Source organism: Aquihabitans sp. G128 (genome assembly GCF_019048865.1).
Lineage (GTDB): Bacteria > Actinomycetota > Acidimicrobiia > Acidimicrobiales > Iamiaceae > Aquihabitans.
Genome location: NZ_CP077604.1, coordinates 80,371 through 98,682, shown reverse-complemented (window position 1 = coordinate 98,682; position 18,312 = coordinate 80,371). Strand labels below are relative to the sequence as shown.

The 18,312-nt window shown below is 71.5% G+C and carries 14 protein-coding genes; 12 read left to right on the top strand and 2 right to left on the bottom strand.

Annotated features, from left to right (window positions below; all coding sequences use genetic code 11):
• Window positions 1-423 precede the first annotated feature (423 nt).
• From cpaB to KSP35_RS00420, 11 genes are all read left to right on the top strand, one after another.
• Entirely contained in the window at window positions 424-1,179 is a 756-nt protein-coding gene (cpaB, locus tag KSP35_RS00470) for a Flp pilus assembly protein CpaB (protein WP_216998298.1), read from the top strand.
• A complete protein-coding gene (locus KSP35_RS00465; protein ID WP_216998297.1) occupies window positions 1,176-2,495 on the top strand; it encodes an AAA family ATPase in 1,320 nt (439 codons plus the stop codon). Before cpaB ends, KSP35_RS00465 begins: the two co-directional genes overlap by 4 nt.
• Window positions 2,492-5,074, top strand: coding sequence for an ATPase, T2SS/T4P/T4SS family (locus tag KSP35_RS00460; protein ID WP_216998296.1), 2,583 nt, complete (start codon window positions 2,492-2,494; stop codon window positions 5,072-5,074). The genes KSP35_RS00465 and KSP35_RS00460 overlap by 4 nt, the downstream gene beginning before the upstream one ends.
• Window positions 5,074-6,021 carry a type II secretion system F family protein gene (locus KSP35_RS00455; protein WP_216998295.1) on the top strand — a complete coding sequence of 316 codons (948 nt, stop codon included), beginning with the start codon at window positions 5,074-5,076 and terminating at the stop codon, window positions 6,019-6,021. Before KSP35_RS00460 ends, KSP35_RS00455 begins: the two co-directional genes overlap by 1 nt.
• Window positions 6,021-6,395, top strand: a complete 375-nt coding sequence (locus tag KSP35_RS00450) for a TadE/TadG family type IV pilus assembly protein (RefSeq protein WP_216998294.1) — start codon at window positions 6,021-6,023, stop codon at window positions 6,393-6,395. Before KSP35_RS00455 ends, KSP35_RS00450 begins: the two co-directional genes overlap by 1 nt.
• Window positions 6,396-6,507: 112 nt before the next feature.
• Window positions 6,508-8,133, top strand: coding sequence for a pilus assembly protein TadG-related protein (locus KSP35_RS00445; protein WP_216998293.1), 1,626 nt, complete (start codon window positions 6,508-6,510; stop codon window positions 8,131-8,133).
• Window positions 8,134-8,268: 135 nt separating this feature from the next.
• On the top strand, window positions 8,269-9,069 hold the full coding sequence (locus KSP35_RS00440) for a hypothetical protein (RefSeq protein ID WP_216998292.1): 801 nt from the start codon (window positions 8,269-8,271) through the stop codon (window positions 9,067-9,069).
• A gap of 367 nt (window positions 9,070-9,436) precedes the next feature.
• On the top strand, window positions 9,437-9,751 hold the full coding sequence (locus tag KSP35_RS00435; RefSeq protein WP_216998291.1) for a hypothetical protein: 315 nt from the start codon (window positions 9,437-9,439) through the stop codon (window positions 9,749-9,751).
• A 47-nt stretch (window positions 9,752-9,798) separates the two neighbouring features.
• On the top strand, window positions 9,799-10,326 hold the full coding sequence (locus KSP35_RS00430; RefSeq protein WP_216998290.1) for a hypothetical protein: 528 nt from the start codon (window positions 9,799-9,801) through the stop codon (window positions 10,324-10,326).
• A 50-nt stretch (window positions 10,327-10,376) separates the two neighbouring features.
• Window positions 10,377-11,381: a serine hydrolase gene (locus KSP35_RS00425; protein ID WP_216998289.1), complete on the top strand. Its 1,005-nt coding sequence runs from the start codon at window positions 10,377-10,379 to the stop codon at window positions 11,379-11,381.
• A complete protein-coding gene (locus tag KSP35_RS00420; protein WP_216998288.1) occupies window positions 11,378-11,950 on the top strand; it encodes a hypothetical protein in 573 nt (190 codons plus the stop codon). The genes KSP35_RS00425 and KSP35_RS00420 overlap by 4 nt, the downstream gene beginning before the upstream one ends.
• Window positions 11,951-12,298: 348 nt before the next feature.
• Here KSP35_RS00420 and KSP35_RS00415 read toward each other — a convergent pair whose 3' ends face one another.
• A complete protein-coding gene (locus KSP35_RS00415; protein WP_216998287.1) occupies window positions 12,299-13,747 on the bottom strand; it encodes a leucyl aminopeptidase in 1,449 nt (482 codons plus the stop codon).
• 1 nt (window position 13,748) lies between these two features.
• On the bottom strand, window positions 13,749-14,315 hold the full coding sequence (locus KSP35_RS00410; protein ID WP_216998286.1) for a cob(I)yrinic acid a,c-diamide adenosyltransferase: 567 nt from the start codon (window positions 14,313-14,315) through the stop codon (window positions 13,749-13,751).
• 81 nt (window positions 14,316-14,396) lie between these two features.
• Here KSP35_RS00410 and metH point away from each other — a divergent pair, with 81 nt between their 5' ends.
• The gene (metH, locus tag KSP35_RS00405; RefSeq protein WP_216998285.1) at window positions 14,397-17,918 is read left to right on the top strand and encodes a methionine synthase; all 3,522 of its coding nucleotides are present in this window, start codon (window positions 14,397-14,399) and stop codon (window positions 17,916-17,918) included.
• Window positions 17,919-18,312: the final 394 nt, after the last annotated feature.

The following is an 18,312-nucleotide window of genomic DNA, read 5'->3' as shown; positions in this document are numbered from 1 at the left end:
GACCACCCATTCCCGCCCGAGCGCCCACCGGAGGCCCGACGAGGCGGACCGGTCAGGACGACCTTGTGCAGATGGCACCACAAGAACCACGAAGGACCGCGAAGTAACCGGCCCGTCGCAGGTCAGGCCATTGGAACACTCGTTCCCTCAAGTCGCCCGCACGAGGCCCAGCAACGGTTCCACTGACGCGACCGTCAACGAACATGGGCCAAAGGGCCTGGGCCGTTTGGCCCATTTCCCTCAAGCCGCCGCTGAGAGCAACCGAAATGATCCGGAGCAAGTCCCTCCGGGCGGAAGGACTGCTCTCGCCAACACCACACCGTCGCCACACCCCGTCACCGCTGTTCCCGAGGTCGCTCCACCGCGCGAGAGCATCCCTTCCGTCCGGCCACGTAGCCAACGACGATGAATGGGGAACCGCTCATGAAGCGAGCGAACGTACTGCTGGTGGCCGGTGCGCTGCTGTTGATCCTGGGGGTCGCCCTCGTCTGGGTCCTCGGCAAGGACGACGGCGGCGACTCGGCCGAGAAGAAGGTCTCGGTCCTCGTGGCCCAGGCCGACCTGTCCTCCGGGCAGTCGGGCGACGACGTCGTCGCCGCCGGCAAGGTCAACACCGAGCTGGTCCCGGAGTCCCAGGTCGAGCCGGGTGCCCTGAGCGCCACCACCGGCCTGGCCGGCCAGATCCTCACCACCAACGTGGCCGACGGCGACCAGGTGGTGGCCACCGACGTGCGCGCCGCCCTGCTGCGCACCGGCTCGATCACCATCCCGAAGGGCAAGCAGGCGATCGCCGTCACGGTCGACTTCACCGCAGGGGCGGCCGGCTACGCCGGGCCGGGCGACCACGTGAACCTCTACGTCAACATCCCGCCCAACACCCAAGGGGCGCCCAAGTCGCCCTACGCCAAGCTGCTCCTGAGCGACGTGACGGTCCTGGACGTGTCCAACGAGCTCACCCCGTTCCGGGCCCAGACCGCCACCACCGACTCGACCCCCGCGGCGGGCCGGGCGAGCACCTCGAGCCTCACGGTGCTGCTGGCCCTCGACGCCCAGCAGGCCGAGCAGGTCGTGTTCGCCTCCAGCCAGAACGAGCTGTGGTTCACGCTCCTGCCCAAGGGTCAGGAAGCCTCCACCACCGGCGGGGTCGACTACGACACCCGGTACCTGGAGGGGCAGTGACCGCCGGCGGCGGTGGCCTGGTCGCGAGCGGAGCCCTCGCCCGATCCGGTGGGCCCACCCCGGCCCGCGTCCTCGTCTACGACCACGTCGGCACCCTCGCCGCGGATGTCCGCGACGCCGTGGAGCACCACGACCCGGTGCCCGAGATCGTCGACTGCCGTCGGCCGCGTGCCCTCGCCGACTTCCTGACCGAGCAGCGCTTCGACGTGCTGGTGGCCGGGCCGGGCCTCGACTCGCGAGCCGGGTTCGAGCGCCTCCGGATCATCCGCGAGGAGCTCCCCTCCATGCCGATCGTGCTCGCCGTGGCCAACACCGCCGAGCTCGATGTGCGCGACGTGGTGCGGGCGGGCGCCGTGGACCTCGTCGAGATCCCCATCCCGGGCGAGAAGCTGCGCGAGACCATGGACCGCGCCCTCCAGCTGGCCCGGCGGACCGCGGAGGTCGCCGGTCCCGGCACCGCCATCGAACCGGTGCGGCCCGACAGCTCGATTCCCAAGCGGGTCATCACCATCGCGTCGGCGTCCGGTGGCTGCGGCAAGACCTTCCTTGCCACCAACCTGGCCTGGTTCCTCACCCACCACGCCAAGCGCCGGGTCTGCATCATCGACCTGGACCTGCAGTTCGGCGAGGTGTCGGCGTCGCTGCGGCTCCGGCCCCGCTACACGATCACCGACCTCATCCAGCACGACAACGACGACGAGGCCGAGTTCAACGCCCACTTCGAGGAGTTCTGCGAGACCCACGAGACCGGCATCAGCGTGCTGGCCGCGCCACGCGACCCCACGGAGGCCGCGGCCATCCGCCCCGCCGACGTCGGCCGGGTGATCGACGCCGCCCGCGCCCACTTCGACGACGTCATCGTCGACACGCCGCCGGCGCTCGCCGACAGCGTGGTCGTGGCCTACAACCGCTCCGACGAGCTGTTCGTGATGGCCACCCTCGACATCCCGAGCATCCGCAACATGCAGGTGTTCCTGAGCACGCTCGAGCGCCTCCACGTCTCCAACGACGGCATCCGCCTCATCCTGAACAAGGCCGAGAGCGATGCCGGGGTGGAGATCCGCCAGGTGCTCAAGCTGTTCCCCCAGGGCTTCGACGCAACCCTCCCCTACGCCCGGGAGGTCCAGCGGTCGATCAACGCCGGTCGCCCGGTGCTGGCCACCAACCCGAGCGCCGACATCAGCCGCCAGATCTCGAACTCCATGAAGCGGCTGCTCCCGGCGGACGCCCAGGACCGCTTCACCGAGTACGAGGCCGCCAACCGGCCGGGCCGGTTCCGAATGCGGAACCGCAAGCCGAAGGCGGTGACGGCATGAACCTCTCCGACCGCCTCGCCGCCATCGACGACGAAGACACCTTCGGCGGCGGCCCGGCCGACGCCGCGCCGAGCCCGGCGCCCTCGGGCGACGGCACCACGCCGACGACCGACGATGCGGCCGACACCGCTCCGCCCGAGGAGGCGATGCCCGCCCCGACCTTCAGCGGCACCGACGACCAGCAGCCGGCCCCCGGCCGACCCAGCCCGGCCACGGCGCGACCCAAGCGCAGCGAGCCGACCGACCGCCACCGCAAGCCCAGCCCCCGCGACGAGGCCTGGACGGCCACCAAGCGGAAGGTGCGGGGCCTGGTGCTCGAAGAGGTCGCCCCGAAGATGGGCAACCTGAGCGGCGACGCCCTCCAGGCGGAGGTGCGCTCGGCCCTCGACCGCATTCTCCAGCGCGAGGACGTGAGCGTCTCCCCCATCGAGCGGCGCGTGTTCGTCAGCGAGATGATCTCCGACACCCTCGGCTACGGCCCGCTCGACCCGCTGCTCCAGGACGAGTCGATCACCGAGATCATGTGCAACGCCTACGACGACATCTGGATCGAGCGCAGCGGCAAGCTCGAAGAGGTCGACATCTCGTTCACCGACGACGAGCACTACCGGAAGGTGATCGAGCGCATCGTGGCCCAGGTCGGCCGGCGGGTGGACGAGTCGTCCCCCATGGTCGACGCCCGCCTCCCCGACGGGTCCCGCGTCAACGCCATCATCCCGCCCCTCGCCCTGCACGGGTCGGTGCTGACCATCCGGAAGTTCGCCGCCGACCCGCTGACGGCCATGGACCTGGTCGACAAGGGCACCTACACGCTCGACCTGGTCACGCTGGTCGAGGCTTGCGTCCGGGGCCGGCTGAACCTCTTGGTCTCCGGCGGCACCGGCACCGGCAAGACCACGAACCTGAACGTGATGAGCTCGTTCATCCCCGAGGGCGAGCGGGTCATCACCATCGAGGACTCCGCCGAGCTCCAGCTCCAGCAGCGCCACGTGGTGAACCTCGAGTCCCGGCCGGCCAACGCCGAGGGTCGGGGCCACGTGGCCATCCGCGACCTGGTCCGCAACGCCCTGCGCATGCGGCCCGACCGCATCATCGTCGGCGAGTGCCGCGCCGCCGAGGCCCTGGACATGCTCCAGGCCATGAACACGGGCCACGAGGGCTCGATGACCACCGTCCACGCCAACAGCCCGCGCGACGCCCTCAGCCGCCTCGAGACCATGGTGCTGATGGCGGGCTTCGACCTGCCGATGCGGGCCATCCGCGAGCAGATCGCCTCGGCGATCGACGTCGTGCTCCAGGTCGACCGCATGCCCGACGGCCGCCGTCTCGTGACGGCGCTCACCGAGGTCCAGGGCATGGAGGGCGACATCCTGCTCCTCCAGGACATCTTCAAGTACAAGAGCAACGGCCCGGGCGACCCCGGTGCCCTGGTGCCCACCGGCCTGCGGCCGTCGTTCCTCGACAAGATCCGCGAGCGCGGCGTCGTGGTGCCGGCCTCGGTCTTCCGCCAGCCGGCGCCGCCCGTGCTCGATGCCGCCCGACCGCCACGCGGCCGGGTGCGGGTGCCGGACTCGGCCAGCCTGGCCGAGCGCGCCACCGAGGGGGGCCTGATGGACTCCACCCTCCTCATGGCCTCGATCACCGTCGGCGGCGGCGTGGCGCTGGCCACCGGCGGCCTCGTGGCCCGGGCCCGCGAGCGCGACCACGAGCTGGCCGACATCCTCGGCCTGCCGTTCGGCGAGGGCGACGTCGACGTCGCCCGCGTGGCGGCCGAGCACGGCACGGTCGTGGCCGGCACGCTCGGCCTGGCCACCAAGGCGGTCGACCGCTGGGATACCGCCGAGGCGCTGCGGGAGCGCATCGAGCGGGCCGACCTGTCGCTGCGCCCCGCCGAGCTGGTGGTCATCGCCACCGCCTTCGGCCTGGCGGTCGGCATGGCCGTGGCCGCCCTGACCGGGCTGCTGTGGTCGATCCTGGTGGTGCTCGCCATCACCCCGCTCGCCGTGCGCTCGGTGCTCGACCTCCTGGCCGGCCGCCGGGCGAAGAAGTTCGCCTCCCAGCTGCCGGACGCCTTGAGCCTGGTGGCGTCCTCGCTCTCGGCGGGCCACACCTTCCTGCGGGCGATCCAGATGATGGCGGACGAGTACGAGCGTCCCCTGGCCGATGAGTTCCGCCGGGTGGTGTCCGAGACGCAGCTCGGTGCCCCCCTGGTCGACTCGCTCGAGCGGATGTCGCAGCGCCTGCAGATCCGCGATGTCGAGTGGATGGTCCAGGCCATCCGCATCCAGCAGACGGTGGGCGGCCAGCTCGCCGACCTGCTCGCCACGCTGGCCGACTTCATGCGAGCCCGAGACGAGGTCCGCCGTGAGGTGAACGTGCTCACCGCCGAGGGCCGCATCTCGGCCTACGTGCTCGGGGCCATGCCGGTGTTCCTGTTCTTCGCCGTGCAGCTCCTGAACCCCGGCTACATGGACCCCATGCTCCAGGGCTGGGGCATCTTCTGGCTCGGCATCACGCTGCTCTCCATGGGCATCGGCATGGCGATCATCCTCAAGATGGTCAAGACGGTGGAGGTCTGATGGTGGACGGCTCGATCGTCATCGGGGCGACCGTCGCGGTCGCCGGCGTCGGCGCCATCGCCGCCGGGCTGGCCAGCGGCGGGGCCGAGCGCCGGGGCAGCAGCGCGGCGGCCTACCTGCACAGCCTCGAGGGCAGCGAGCACGGCGACCTCGCCGAGGAGATGGACGACTTCTCCCGGAAGCTCTCCCAGCCGTTCCTCGACCGCATCCTCTCCCCCGCCGTGGCCAAGCTGGTGGCCACCGTCAGCTCCGTGACCCCCAGCGACCACCGCGTGCGGGTCCGCACCAAGCTGGCCCAGGCGGGGCTCGACCTGCGCCGGCGCCCCGAGGAGATCATCGCCGCCCAGGTGGCGGGCGCCGTGATCGGCCTCCTGCTCGGCATCGCCGTCATCGTCTCCGGATCCTTCAGCCCCGGGCTGGGGATCCTCGCAACCGCACTGCTGGTCGCCCTGGGAGGGTTCGCGCCGATGGCGTGGCTCTCCCGCAAGGTCGACGAGCGGATGCAGGCCATTCGGGCCGACCTCCCCGACACCCTTGATCTGTTGGCGATCTCGGTTGAAGCGGGGGTCGGCCTGGAAGGCGCCATGGCGGTCGTGACGGAGCGGTTCGACTCCCCCCTGGCCGACGAGATCGGCCGCACGCTCCAGGAGATGGGCCTCGGACTCACCCGACGCGACGCGCTGAGCAACCTCAAGCAGCGCTCCCAGGTGCCGGAGCTCTCGAGCTTCGTGCAGGCGCTCATCCAGGCCGACGCCCTGGGCATGCCGCTCGGGCGGGTGCTCAAGGTCCAGGCCGGCGAGATGCGCACCAAGCGGCGGCAGTGGGCCCGGGAGCGGGCGGCCAAGCTCCCGGTGAAGATCCTGTTCCCCCTGGTCCTGTGCATCTTCCCGGCCGTGATGGTCGTGGTGATCGGGCCGGCCATCAGCCAGCTCAAGGGGGCCTTCTGATGGCGGCCCTGGGCCACCACCGCCCGTCCGGCGCCAGCCGAGCCGCAGGCCGGCGCCAGGCCGCCGGCGAGCGGGCCGAGGGCGGCGCCGCCCTGCTCGAGATGGCGATCGTGCTGGGGCTGCTCGCCCTGTTCCTGTTCGGCATCGTCACCTACGGCATCACCATGTCGTACAAGCAGAACCTCACCCAGGCGGCCAACGAGGCCGCCCGGGCCGCGGCGGTCGCCCCCTCCGGCACCGCCGCCACCCCGCCCAGGCCGCCGCCAACCGGGCCATCTCCGGGCAGGGCACCCCGTGCAACGACACCACGAAGGGCCTCTCGTGCTCGTTCGTCATCAACCCCTGCGCCGGTGACACCACCCGCAGGTGCATGACGGTGACGCTCACCTACGACCTCCGCGGCCACCCCCGGGCCTCGTCGTTCCCGGTGGTCGACCGGACCCTGCCGGACCAGCTCGTGTCCAGCGCCGTCGTCGAGGTCAACTGATGGCGCTCGGCCACCACCGCCACCGGCCGGCCTCGCGCCGCACGGGCGGCTCGCTGGTGGACCGGGCCCGCCGCGACGAGTCCGGCGCCGTGCTCATCGTCGTGGCGCTGTGCCTCACGGTGCTGGTCACCGCAGTGGCCTTCACCATCGACCTCGGCCGGGTGTCCACCACCCGCCGGGACCTCCAGCGCACCGCGGACGTCACCGCGCTCGACCTGGCCCGCAAGCTCGAGGGCCGCACCACCAGCGCGATCGTGGCCGACGCCGCGTTCGGCGTCGCCTTCGACCGCTCGCTAGCCCGCAACGGCTTCGTGGCCGGCGGGGACAAGGTGGCCACCAAGCGGTTGGGCCACTGGAACGCCGCCACCGAGGTCTTCACCGTCACCACCGGGCCCGAGATCCCCGACGCCGTCGAGGTCGTCCTCACCGACCGCGTCGACTACGAGTTCGCCCCCGGGGGCAACACCACCAGCCGCAAGGCCGTCGCCGCGAACAGCACCCGCGCCAGCTTCTCGATCGGCTCCTACGCCGCCCGGGTCGACTCCAGCACGTCGCCGCTGCTCCAGCCGCTGCTCGGCAGCATCCTCGGCGTGACCGCCGGCGGCTACGGCGGCCTGGTCGGCGGCAAGGTCGCCCTCGGCCCGCTGCTCGGCGAGCTCGGCCTGAACATCGGCTCACCGGCGGACGTCATGTCGACCAACGTGACCCTGGTCCAGCTGCTGCGGGCCGAAGCGGCCGTGCTGCGCGCCGGCGGCGACATCGCCCGGGCCAACCTGCTCGACCAGACGGTCCTCGCCCTCCCCAACCCGAACGCCACCATCCCGCTCGGCAGCCTGCTCACCCTCGGCGCCGGCACCGACGACGGGGCCGCCGTCGCCATCATCGACGCCTTCGACATCCTCACCACCGCCGCCTTCATCTCCAACGGCGATGCCTTCCTCACCCTGCCGGCCACCGCGGTGAACGTCGGCGGACTCGCCGGGGTGACCGCCAAGGTCAAGGTCATCCAGAAGCCCGGCGTGGTGATCGGCGGCGTCATCGGCGACACCGCCGCCACCTCGCAGGTCGAGGTCGCCCTCACCGTGCAGTCCAACGTGCCCGGCGTCGCCGACATCAACCTCACCGTGGCGCTCAACAGCGCCTCGGCGGTCGGCACCATCAACAGCATCGGCTGCGGCACGACCCGCACCCTCGGCATCGGGGTGCAGACCGGGCTGGTGGGCGTCAACGCACCGATCACCGCTCGCGTGTACCTCGGTCCCCTCCCCCTGGCCGACGTGGCGCTGCACGCCAGCACCACCAAGCCGTCGGGCAACTACGCCGTCGACTTCACCATCCCGCCCGACGCCTTCAACGTCCCCCGACAGGTCACCACCGCGGGCATCGGCCTCAGCGGCGCCACGGTCACCGTCGACACGGCCACGCTCATCGGCCTGCTCCCCCTGGGCCAGACCCTCAACGGGATCACCTCCGGGCTCATCAGCGGGACCATCACCCCGCTGCTCGGCCTGCTGGACTCGGCGCTGCTCACCCCGCTCCTGCGAGCGTTGGGGACCACCGTCGCCGGCGCCGACGTCACGCCGCTCGAGCCGCTGGGCTGCACGGGCACCAAGCTCGTGGGTTGAGGCCCTTCCCGAGGTTTGGGGGTTGACAGATGCCTTGGAAAAGCATGAAAATACACGAGCACCTCGGGCGAGTCGCAGCTCCGGCTGACGAAGACGTAGCCACCGGCCTCCGGGCCGCCCCGCTTGGAGGACCTCGTGTCGCTTCCCCCGCTCGACCTCACCCTGCCCACCGACCAGCTCCGCATCCTCCCCTGGCCCGATCCGGTCATCGACGACCAGGGCCACGAGCTCCGGTCGGGCTACGTCGAGCGGTTCTGGCTCCCCATCCTCGGCCCGACCACGTTGTTCTTCCTGCGCCGGGTGGCCGCCGGGCTCGACGAATCGCCCGAGGGGTTCGACCTCCCGGTGCTCGACACCGCCCGCGGCCTCGGGCTCGGCGTCCGGGGCGGGCGCAACGCCCCCTTCCTCCGGGCCATCGCCCGGTCGATGACCTTCAACATCTCCCGGTTCGACGGCGAGCGCACCCTCGAGGTCCGCCGCCACCTGGCTCCGCTCAACCGCACCAAGGTCGAGCGGCTGCCCCCGCAGCTGCAGGACGAGCACACCACCTGGCAGCGCGAGTCGGCCCGCCACCCCACCGTCGAGCAGCACCGCCGCCGGGCCCGGCGCCTGGCCCTCAGCCTGGCCGAGCTGGGCGAGGCCGACGAGTCGATCGAGCACCAGCTCCACCGCTGGGGCCTGCACCCCGCCCTGGCCCACGACGCGCTCCGCTGGGCCCGGGACCGCCAGACCACGCCGGCCGCCCTGGTGGCCGCCGACCTCCCCCGCCCGTCGGCCGTCCGCCCCATCCCGCCGCCGCCGCCGGTCGCTCCCGGAGCCGCAGCTCGCAGCGGGCGGCCCAGCCCGTCCTGGCCCCCGGCGTCCCCGCCGCCCCCGAACCGGTCGATCGCACCTGCTCGCGGCACGTCGCTGCCACCCACCGGCGACGCCGCCTGATCGGGGCCGGTGCCCCGACCCGACCCGGCGCACCGGTCCTGTCGTTCCCCACACCCCGGTGCCGCGCCCGACCCGCTCCGTCGGGCGCGGCACCGCGCCACCGGGCGGGCGCGGAGCTGGGTGTGGCCCGATAGGCTGACATCATCGCTACTCTTCAGTAGCTTTCCGGTCATGCAGAGTCGTTCACCCGCCCGCCGGAACGTCGCTCGCACGACCTTGGCGGCAGCAGCGATCTTCGCCCTCCAGCCCGCCACGCCTGCGTCGGCAGAGGTGCGGGAAACCAAGGGCAACGTCTACGTCGACACCCCGTACTGCACCGAAGGCAAGGCCCACCTCGAAGCGCGAGGAGTACGGCCAGCAACTGCGGGTGCGCGAGGCACGGACCGACAACGTTGCTGGAACCGAGTTCTACGGCAGCTTCTTCTGCCTGGGAGCGAGGAGCCGGCCTGCCGGCTTCATCCGAGCCAGCGGACTGCTGGCACGAGGAAGCGACTGGTGCGTCGCCGACGCAGCCAAGTACTCGACCTCGACGACCGACACCGTGATCAGAGGCGTGGGGTTCCACGGCAGCGACCTTCCCTGCGGTGACGGCAACTACAGCTACACCTCGCTGAGCGAGGTCATGAACGGCGGGTGGAACGGCGGGAACCTCACCACCGGATCGCTCTACATGTGGAAGTGACGCCCGACCTACCTGCTCCCGACCGCGGGACGCATCGAAGGAGACCGATGAAGCGATCCCAAATCCTCCGTGCTGGAGCTGTGCTGATCGGCTCGGCTGCCTTCGGCGGCGGCCTGTTCGCCATCTCGCTGGCCGAGGCGGCCGACGAGCCCCCGGCCGCCACCTCCCCGGCGTTCGACTCGACGCCCCGAGCGATCGTGGGCCGAGACGGGAAGCTCCGCACCGACCGGTGCGGCAACGTCGTGCGGGTCACCGAAGAACAGCTCTTCGAGGTGATGGCCGACCAACCCGAGCCCCCTCGCGACGAAGCGCTCGACAAGCGCATGCTGCAGATCCGCCAGCTCACCGAGGCGGCCTTCTTCGCCGAGCACCGTGGTCCGATCACCGACGAGGATGAAGTGGCGCTCGGCGCAGCCGTGGAGCGCGCCTTCCACGATGCCGGCATCGAGACGCATCCAGCGTCCAAGCAGCCCGCGCCAGAGCCAGAGGTCTACACCGAGGGGGACTACGCCCGGTCCGAGGAGATCTTCGATGCCGCGATCGCCGCGGAGGCCGCGCGGTCGGGTTGCCGGTAGCGGCGGAGTCCGACGAGCCGTCCGCGAGGGCCGAGGCCTGGCTCGAGCAGGTGTGCCGAGAAGGACTGCATGCAACCTCGGGCCAGGTTTCGTTCCGAGGCCCGGGCGGCGAGCGGGCCGACCTGGCGGTTGGACCAACCCTCGACGGCCGCCCGTTGACGACCAGGCACCTGGCGGAGGTCTTCTGCCTCACCAAGCCCATCGTGGCGATGGCGGCGCTCCTGGCCTGCGAGCGCGCCGGCGTCGATGGCCACCGGGCCGTCGGCGAGATCGTGCCGGGGCTCGACGACGAGGTGGCGGCCATCGAGATCGCCGCAATCGTGAACCACGATGCCGGCCTGATGGCCCCTCCCGCCTTCGGCTGGATGACCACGAAGCCCGACCTCCGCCCCGGGCTCGGGGCCATCCGCCGACAAGCGGGGGCCGCTGCGTACAGCGAGATCTCCGGCTGGCGCCTGCTCGCCGCCGTCATCGAACGCCTGACGGGGCAGGCGGCCGCCACCTTCACCGGAGGCGCAGTGCTCGGACCGCTTGGCCTGGACGACCACGTGTGCCTGTCACCGGCTGCGGCCGACGAAGCTGAAGCGAGCGATCGCCTCCTGCTGCCGATCGGCGGCCTGCCCCGGCATCGCATCCCGATGCTCCACCTCCGGTCACCGGCCTACCGGACCCGCTTGGACCCCGTCCTGGGCGGCCTGGCGAACGCCGCCAGCCTTGCGACGGTGGGCCACGCCATCGGATCGTGCGTGCGGGGACATCCGGTCGACGGCCTCCCGTCCCCGAGCCTGCTCCGCTCTGTGCTGGCGCGCCGTCGCCGCACCACGTTCGATCAGACGTGGCAACGGCGCTGCGGCTTCGCCCTCGCGATGGAGGTGATCGAGGACGACGCCGGTGCGCCCACGCAGCTGCGCCTAACCGCCGGACCGTTCCCGGCAGCCTGCTCGATCGATCTGGCCACGGGCGCCGCGGTCGCCATGGTGCTCGACGGCGGCGCCTCCTCGGTGGCCGAGACCGAGGCCCGGTTCGCAGACCTGGTCCAGGAGCTGGACCGGTGAAGAGCGAGATGGACGAGCCGGGCGCAAGCCTCGTCTCGACTCTCGGCGCGGCGGCACGCGCACAGGGCGTCGACGGGCCTCGGAACGTGCGGGCGCTGCGTGCAGCCGAGCCCTGGTCCAGCGCATGGCTGCGCGGCACCAGGATCGACTGGTCGGCCGGCATCGAGACGGACGCCTTCGGGATGCCGAGCGGGATCGCGACCAACATTCCCACCTCGACGGACGCCTGCGAGCTCAAGCTCGACTTGGTCCGCACTTCGGCCGGCTCCCGGATCGCCTACGTCCTCACGCATGCCAATGGCCTCCTGCGGGCCGAGCGCGCCACCGTGTCGAACGGTGCGTCGGCGGCCCTCGTCGCACCGTGGACGACGTTGCCGGACTGGATCAGCGGGGATGCCTGCCTCGTGCCCGACACCTCGGCCGGCGAGCTCCACCTCCGCGGCACTATTGCCGTTATCTCGTTCTTCGAAGGGATCTTCGCAGGCGCGCAGGACCTGGGGGGCGTCCAGTCGAGGGCCCGAGTGGTGGCTGCGGCGCTGCGCACGATGGATGAGCGGTGGGCGTCGTGAGGCGAGGCTGGAGCGTTGCGTTGACGGGGGGTGCGGCAGCGGTCGTGGTCGGGCTGGTCATGTGCGACCGTGGGACCGTCTACGACGTGACGCCGGCCTGCGTCGACGCCGTGACCTCGGGGCGCGTGCTCACGGCTCGGGACATCCGGGCGTGCCAGGAAGCCATCGAGGCCGAGCGGCGGTGCCCGGACGGTCGACCGCTGGTTCGGCTGCAACTGGGGACCGTGGCGTACGCCGTCGTCCAAGGGCAGCCCGCCGTCGAGCTGGTTCGCGACGGCACGGTCGAGGATGAGCTCGCGCCCTGCTCTGGCCTCGGCCCGTGAGCCGTCCCGGGGTCGACCCAGGGGGCTACGGGAGCTTGGTCCAGGAGCCGAGGAGGCGGACGAGGGTGCGGACCCCGAAGCCGGTGCCGCCCTTGCTGACCTCGTCGTAGGCGCCCTTGCTGTCGGCGGGACCGGCGATGTCGAGGTGGGCCCAGGGCACGTCGCCCACGAACTCCTGCAGGAAGATGGCCGCGGTGGAGGCACCGCCGTAGCCGCCGACGCCGATGTTGCGGAGGTCGGCGATCTCGCTGTCGAGCGGCTTGCGGAGGTGCTCGGGCATGGGGAGCGGCCAGAACAGCTCGCCCGCCTCGTCGGCGGCGTCGAGCACCCGCTCGGCCAGGGCCTCGGAGTTGGTGAAGACGCCGGCGGTGCGGTCGCCCAGGGCCACCATGCAGGCGCCGGTGAGCGTGGCGAGGTCGATGATGGCGTCGGGCTCGTCCTCGACGGCGAGCGCCAGGCCGTCGGCCAGGATCAGCCGTCCCTCGGCGTCGGTGTTGAGCACCTCGACGGTCTTGCCGTTGCGGGTGCGCAGCACGTCGCCGACGCGGGTGGCGTCCGGGCCGAGCATGTTGTCGGTCAGCGGGAGGTAGCCGGTGACCTGCAGCTTGGGGGCGACGGTGGGCACCAGGCTGAGGGCGGCGAGCACCGTGGCGGCGCCGGCCATGTCGCCCTTCATGCCCTCCATGCCGCCGGCGCTCTTGATCGACAGGCCGCCGGAGTCGAACGTGACGCCCTTGCCCACCAGCGCGACCTTGCCGCGCGGCCGGCCCTCGGGCACGTAGCTGAGCTTCACGAACCGGGGCTCCTGGGCCGAGCCGCGGGCCACGCCGAGCAGGCCGCCCAGGCCGGCCTCGGTGATGGCCGCCAGATCGAGCACCTCGATCTCGATGCCGGCTTCGTCGGCCACCTCGATCGCCTGCTCGGCGAAGGCGGTGGGGGTGAGGTCGCCACCGGGGGTGTTGACGAGGTCGCGCACCAGGCCGACGGCCTCGGCGACGCGAGCGCCGCGCGCCACGGCGTCAGCCACCCGCTTGCCGCCCTTGCCCACCACGGTCACGGCCTCGAGGGCGGTCCCGGGGGCCGGGTCCTTGTAGTCGGCGAAGCCGTAGGAGCCGAGGGCCAGGCCCTCGGCCAGCGCGCCGGCGGCGGCGACACGGTCGGGCCCGTCGAGGTCGACCAGGACGTCGACGGCGATCGACGCCCGCTTCACCGCGGCCTTGGCGATAGCCGCGCCGACCTTGCGGTAGGTGGTCGGGTCGGCCTCGTCGCCGAGGCCCACCAGCAGCTGCACGCCCTCGTCGGTGGCCGCCACCAAGGTCTGGGCCAGCTTGCCCTCGAAGCCGGCGATGCGGGCCAGCTCCTCGTCGAGCCCAGGAGCGTCGGCCTCGAGCTGCGCGCTGCGCACGCCGACGGCCACCAGCTCGACGTCGTCGGGGACGGTGGCCTGGTGGTCGAGGGTGATCGGGATCGGCATGTCAGGGCTCCTGGGCGGTGGGGACGGAGGACGGGACGGACCGGCTGGCCAGCGAGTGGCCCTCCCGCCAGCGGGCGAGGGTCCAGACGAGGTCCGACAGGCGGTTGAGGTAGGGGACGACCTGCGAGCCCTTGAAGGCGGCGTGCAGCGAACGCCGCTCGGCCCGCCGGACGACGGTGCGGGCGACGTCGAGCCAGGCGGCCACCGCGTCCTCGCCCGGCACGACGAACTCGGTGGGTGGGTCGAAGCGCGACGAGATCTCGTCGATCTGCGCCTCGAGGGCGGCGACCATCTCCGTCGTCACCAGGCTGGCGCCGGCGCTGAGCTTGTGGCGGTTGCTCTCGTCGGTGGCCAGCTCGGCCATGAGCACCCACAGGTCCCGCTCGAGGCCCACCAGGATCTGGTCCAGCTCGCCGCCGCGCTCGCAGGCGGCGCGAGCCACGCCGAGGGCGGCCTGGGCCTCGTCGACCGTGCCGTAGGCCTCGGGGGCGGCGGAGTCCTTGGCCACCCGACCGCCGCCGTACAGGCCGGTGCTACCGTCGTCGCCCTTGCGCGTGTAGATCTTCATGTGGCGGCGAGCCTACCGACGGCGCCGGAGCGGGCGGATCGGACTACGGCCGGGTTGGCACCCCCCGGTAGCCTGGCGGGCGTGAGCACCTCCTTCCTCGACCTGGTCGCACAACGTGTCGTCGTCTACGACGGTGCCACCGGCACCTGGCTGCAGACGCAGGACCTGAGCCTGGACGACTACGGCGGCGAGGCCAACGAGGGCTGCACCGACTACCTCGGCATCACCCGGCCCGACGTCATCGCCGCGCTGCACACCGCCTACTTCGAGGTCGGCGCCGACGTGGTGGAGACCAACACCTTCGGCGCCTTCGGCGTCCCGCTCGGCGAGTACGACATGACCGAGCGCTCCCACGAGATCGCCCTGGCCAACGCCCGCATCGCCCGCGAGGTGGCTGACGGCTTCTCGACGCCGGACCGGAAGCGCTACGTGGCCGGCTCGCTCGGCCCGGGCACCAAGTCCCCCAGCCTCGGTCAGATCCGCTTCGCCGAGCTGCGCGACCACTACCAGGTGGCCGGCGAGGCGCTGCTCGAGGGCGGCGTCGACCTGTTCATCCTCGAGACCCACTTCGACCTCCTCGCCGTGAAGGCCGCCGTCATCGGCGTGCGCCGGGCCATGGCCAAGGTCGGCCGCCAGGTGCCCATCCAGGCCCAGGTCACCATGGAGCTCACCGGTCGGATGCTGGTCGGCACCGAGATCGGCGCCGCCCTCGCGTCGATCGACCCGCTGGGCATCGACATCGTCGGGCTGAACTGCGCCACCGGGCCCACCGAGATGGGCGAGCACATCCGCCACCTCTCCCAGCACGCCCGGACCCCGATCTCCGTGCTGCCCAACGCCGGGCTGCCCTCGGTGGTCGACGGCAAGATGCACTACGACCTCACTGCGGACCAGATGGAGGTCCACCAGCGCCGCTTCGTGGAGGAGCTCGGCGTGCAGGTCATCGGCGGCTGCTGCGGCACCACGCCGGAGTTCATCAAGAAGCTGGCCGACATGGCCCCGAACCTCGTGCCCGCCACGCGGCACGTGGAGTTCGAGCCGTCGGTGTCGTCGATCTACTCGCCGGTGTCGCTGCACCAGGACCTGTCCTCGCTGATGATCGGCGAGCGCACCAACGCCAACGGCTCCAAGAAGTTCCGCGAGGCCATGCTCGAGGGCGACTACGACACCTGCTCGGCCATGGCCACCGAGCAGATCAAGAGCGGCGCCCACGTCCTCGACGTCTGCGTCGACTACGTCGGCCGCGACGGCGCCGCCGACATGGACGAGATCGCCAGCCGCTTCGCGACCGGCGCCAACGCCCCGCTGGTGCTCGACTCCACCGAGCCCGAGGTGATCGAGGCCGGCCTGCAGTGGATCGGCGGCCGCGCCATCCTCAACTCCGCCAACCTCGAGGACGGCTTCGCCGAGGGCTCGCGGCTCGACCGGGTGTTCCGCCTGGCCAAGGAGTACGGCGCGGCGGTCATCTGCCTCTGCATCGACGAGGAGGGCCAGGCCCGCGACGTCGAGTGGAAGGTCCGGGTGGCCAAGCGCATCGCCGAGCTGGCCCGCGACACCTACGGCCTCGAGAACCACGACCTCATCTTCGACGCCCTCACCTTCCCGCTCTCCACCGGCGACGACGACCTGCGTCGCGACGCCATGGAGACCATGGACGCCATCAAGCGCATCAAGGAGGAGATCCCCGGCTGCTACACCACGCTCGGGCTCTCCAACGTGAGCTTCGGCCTCTCCCCCGCCTCGCGCCACGTGCTCAACAGCGTGTTCATGGCCGAGTGCGTCAAGGTCGGCCTCGACTCCGCCATCGTCCACGCCTCCAAGATCATGCCGCTGAGCAAGATCCCGGAGGAGCAGCGCGACGTCGCCATGGACCTCATCTACGACAAGCGCGGCAGCGCCGGCGCCCTGTCCGAGGGCGCCGACGACTACGACCCGCTGCAGAAGTTCCTCGAGGTCTTCGCCGACGTCACGGTGCAGAAGGAGGAGAAGGAGGACCGCTCCGGCTGGCCGGTCGGCGACCGCCTCCACCACCGCATCATCGACGGCGACCGCGAGAACCTCACCGTCGACCTCGACGAGGCCATGGCCGAGGGCATCAAGCCGCTCACCATCATCAACGAGCACCTCCTCGGCGGCATGAAGGTCGTCGGCGAGCTGTTCGGCGCCGGTGAGATGCAGCTGCCGTTCGTGCTGCAGAGCGCCGAGACCATGAAGGCCTCGGTGGCCTACCTCGAGCCGTTCATGGAGAAGGTCGCCGACGGCGTCGACGCCTCCAAGGGCCGCATCGTGCTGGCCACCGTGAAGGGCGACGTCCACGACATCGGCAAGAACCTCGTCGACATCATCCTCACCAACAACGGCTACGAGGTGCACAACATCGGGATCAAGATCTCGATCTCGGAGATGATCGAGAAGGCGCTGGAGATCAAGGCCCACGCCATCGGCATGAGCGGCCTGCTGGTCAAGAGCACGCTGATCATGCGCGACAACCTGGAGGAGCTCAACACCCGCGAGCTCACCGACATCCCGGTGCTGCTCGGCGGCGCGGCGCTCACCCGCTCCTACGTCGAGCGGGACCTGCGCAACGTCTACGAAGGCCGGCTGTTCTACGGCAAGGACGCCTTCGAGGGCCTCCACGTCATGGACCGCCTCCTCGAGATCCGCCAGGACCCGAGCAAGGACGACCCCGACTGGGGCAACGTGCCGTCGGAGTCCACGGTGCGGGCCCGCGCCGGCGTGGCCGAGAAGGGCGATGCCGCCCCGGTGGAGCTGCCCGACCGCTCCCCCGAGGTCGAGACCGACAACCCGATCTTCGTGCCGCCGTTCATCGGCAGCCGGATCATCAAGGGCGTGCCGCTCGACGACATCGCCGCCTACCTCAACGAGACGGCGCTGTTCCGCAACCAGTGGGGCTTCCGCCCCGAGGCCGGCGAGAGCGACGACCAGTTCAAGGAGCGCATGCGCCCCGAGCTGCGCGACCAGCTGGCCAAGGCCCGCGCCGACGACCTGCTGATCCCGCAGGTGGCCTACGGCTACTGGCCCGCCAACGGCGACGGCACCGACGTCGTGGTGTGGGAAGACGAGAGCAAGACGGTCGAGAAGGCCCGCTTCCCGTTCCCCCGCTCCACGCGCGAGCCGCACCTGTGCATCGCCGACTTCTTCCGGCCGCTCGGCTCCGACGAGACCGACTACGTCGCCTTCATGATCGTCACCATGGGCGAGCGGGTCTCGGAGCGCACCGCGCAGCTGTTCAAGGAGGACCGGTACCAGGAGTACCTCATGCTCCACGGCATCGGCGTCGAGATGGCCGAGGCCCTGGCCGAGCTGTGGCACCGGCGCATCCGCGAGGAGATGGGCTTCGCCGACCAGGACGCGCCCAGCGTGGCAGGCCTCTTCCGCCAGCAGTACCGCGGCGGCCGCTACTCCTGGGGCTACCCGGCCTGCCCGGACCTCGAGGACAACGAGACCGTCGCCCACCTCCTGGAGGCCGAGCGCATCGGCATCGAGGTCAACGAGGAGACGGGCTTCCAGTTCCAGCCCGAGCAGAGCACCAGCGCCATCATCTGCCACCACCCCAAGGCCAAGTACTTCGTCGCTCGGTAGCCCGGGCGGCGTCCGGTCTGCCGAGCAGGCGCGTCGGGCGGCCTCGGCGTCGCGGCCACGTGGCGGCCCACCCGGGTCGAGCGGTCGACGCGTCCGCGGACGCGTCGACCTGCAGCGGTGCGGGCGGAGGCTTCGTCGTCAGACCCCCTTCCTATGCTCGGTCGAGCGGAGCTCGACCAGTCCCCTCCGCCTCCTCCTCAGGAGAGAGAGACGCCCCACGGCGGCGACGGGAGGTCCGGTACTCGTTCCTCTCGCTGATCTGGAGGTGGCCGTCGTGGCCGTCGTCTCCCCCGTTCCCGCGCGGACCACCGGTCCGCTCTCTGCCGAACTGGCCGAGATCATCGGCCTGTGGGCCCAGAGCCAACAACGGCTCGTGGTGTTGGCCGCCCGGTTC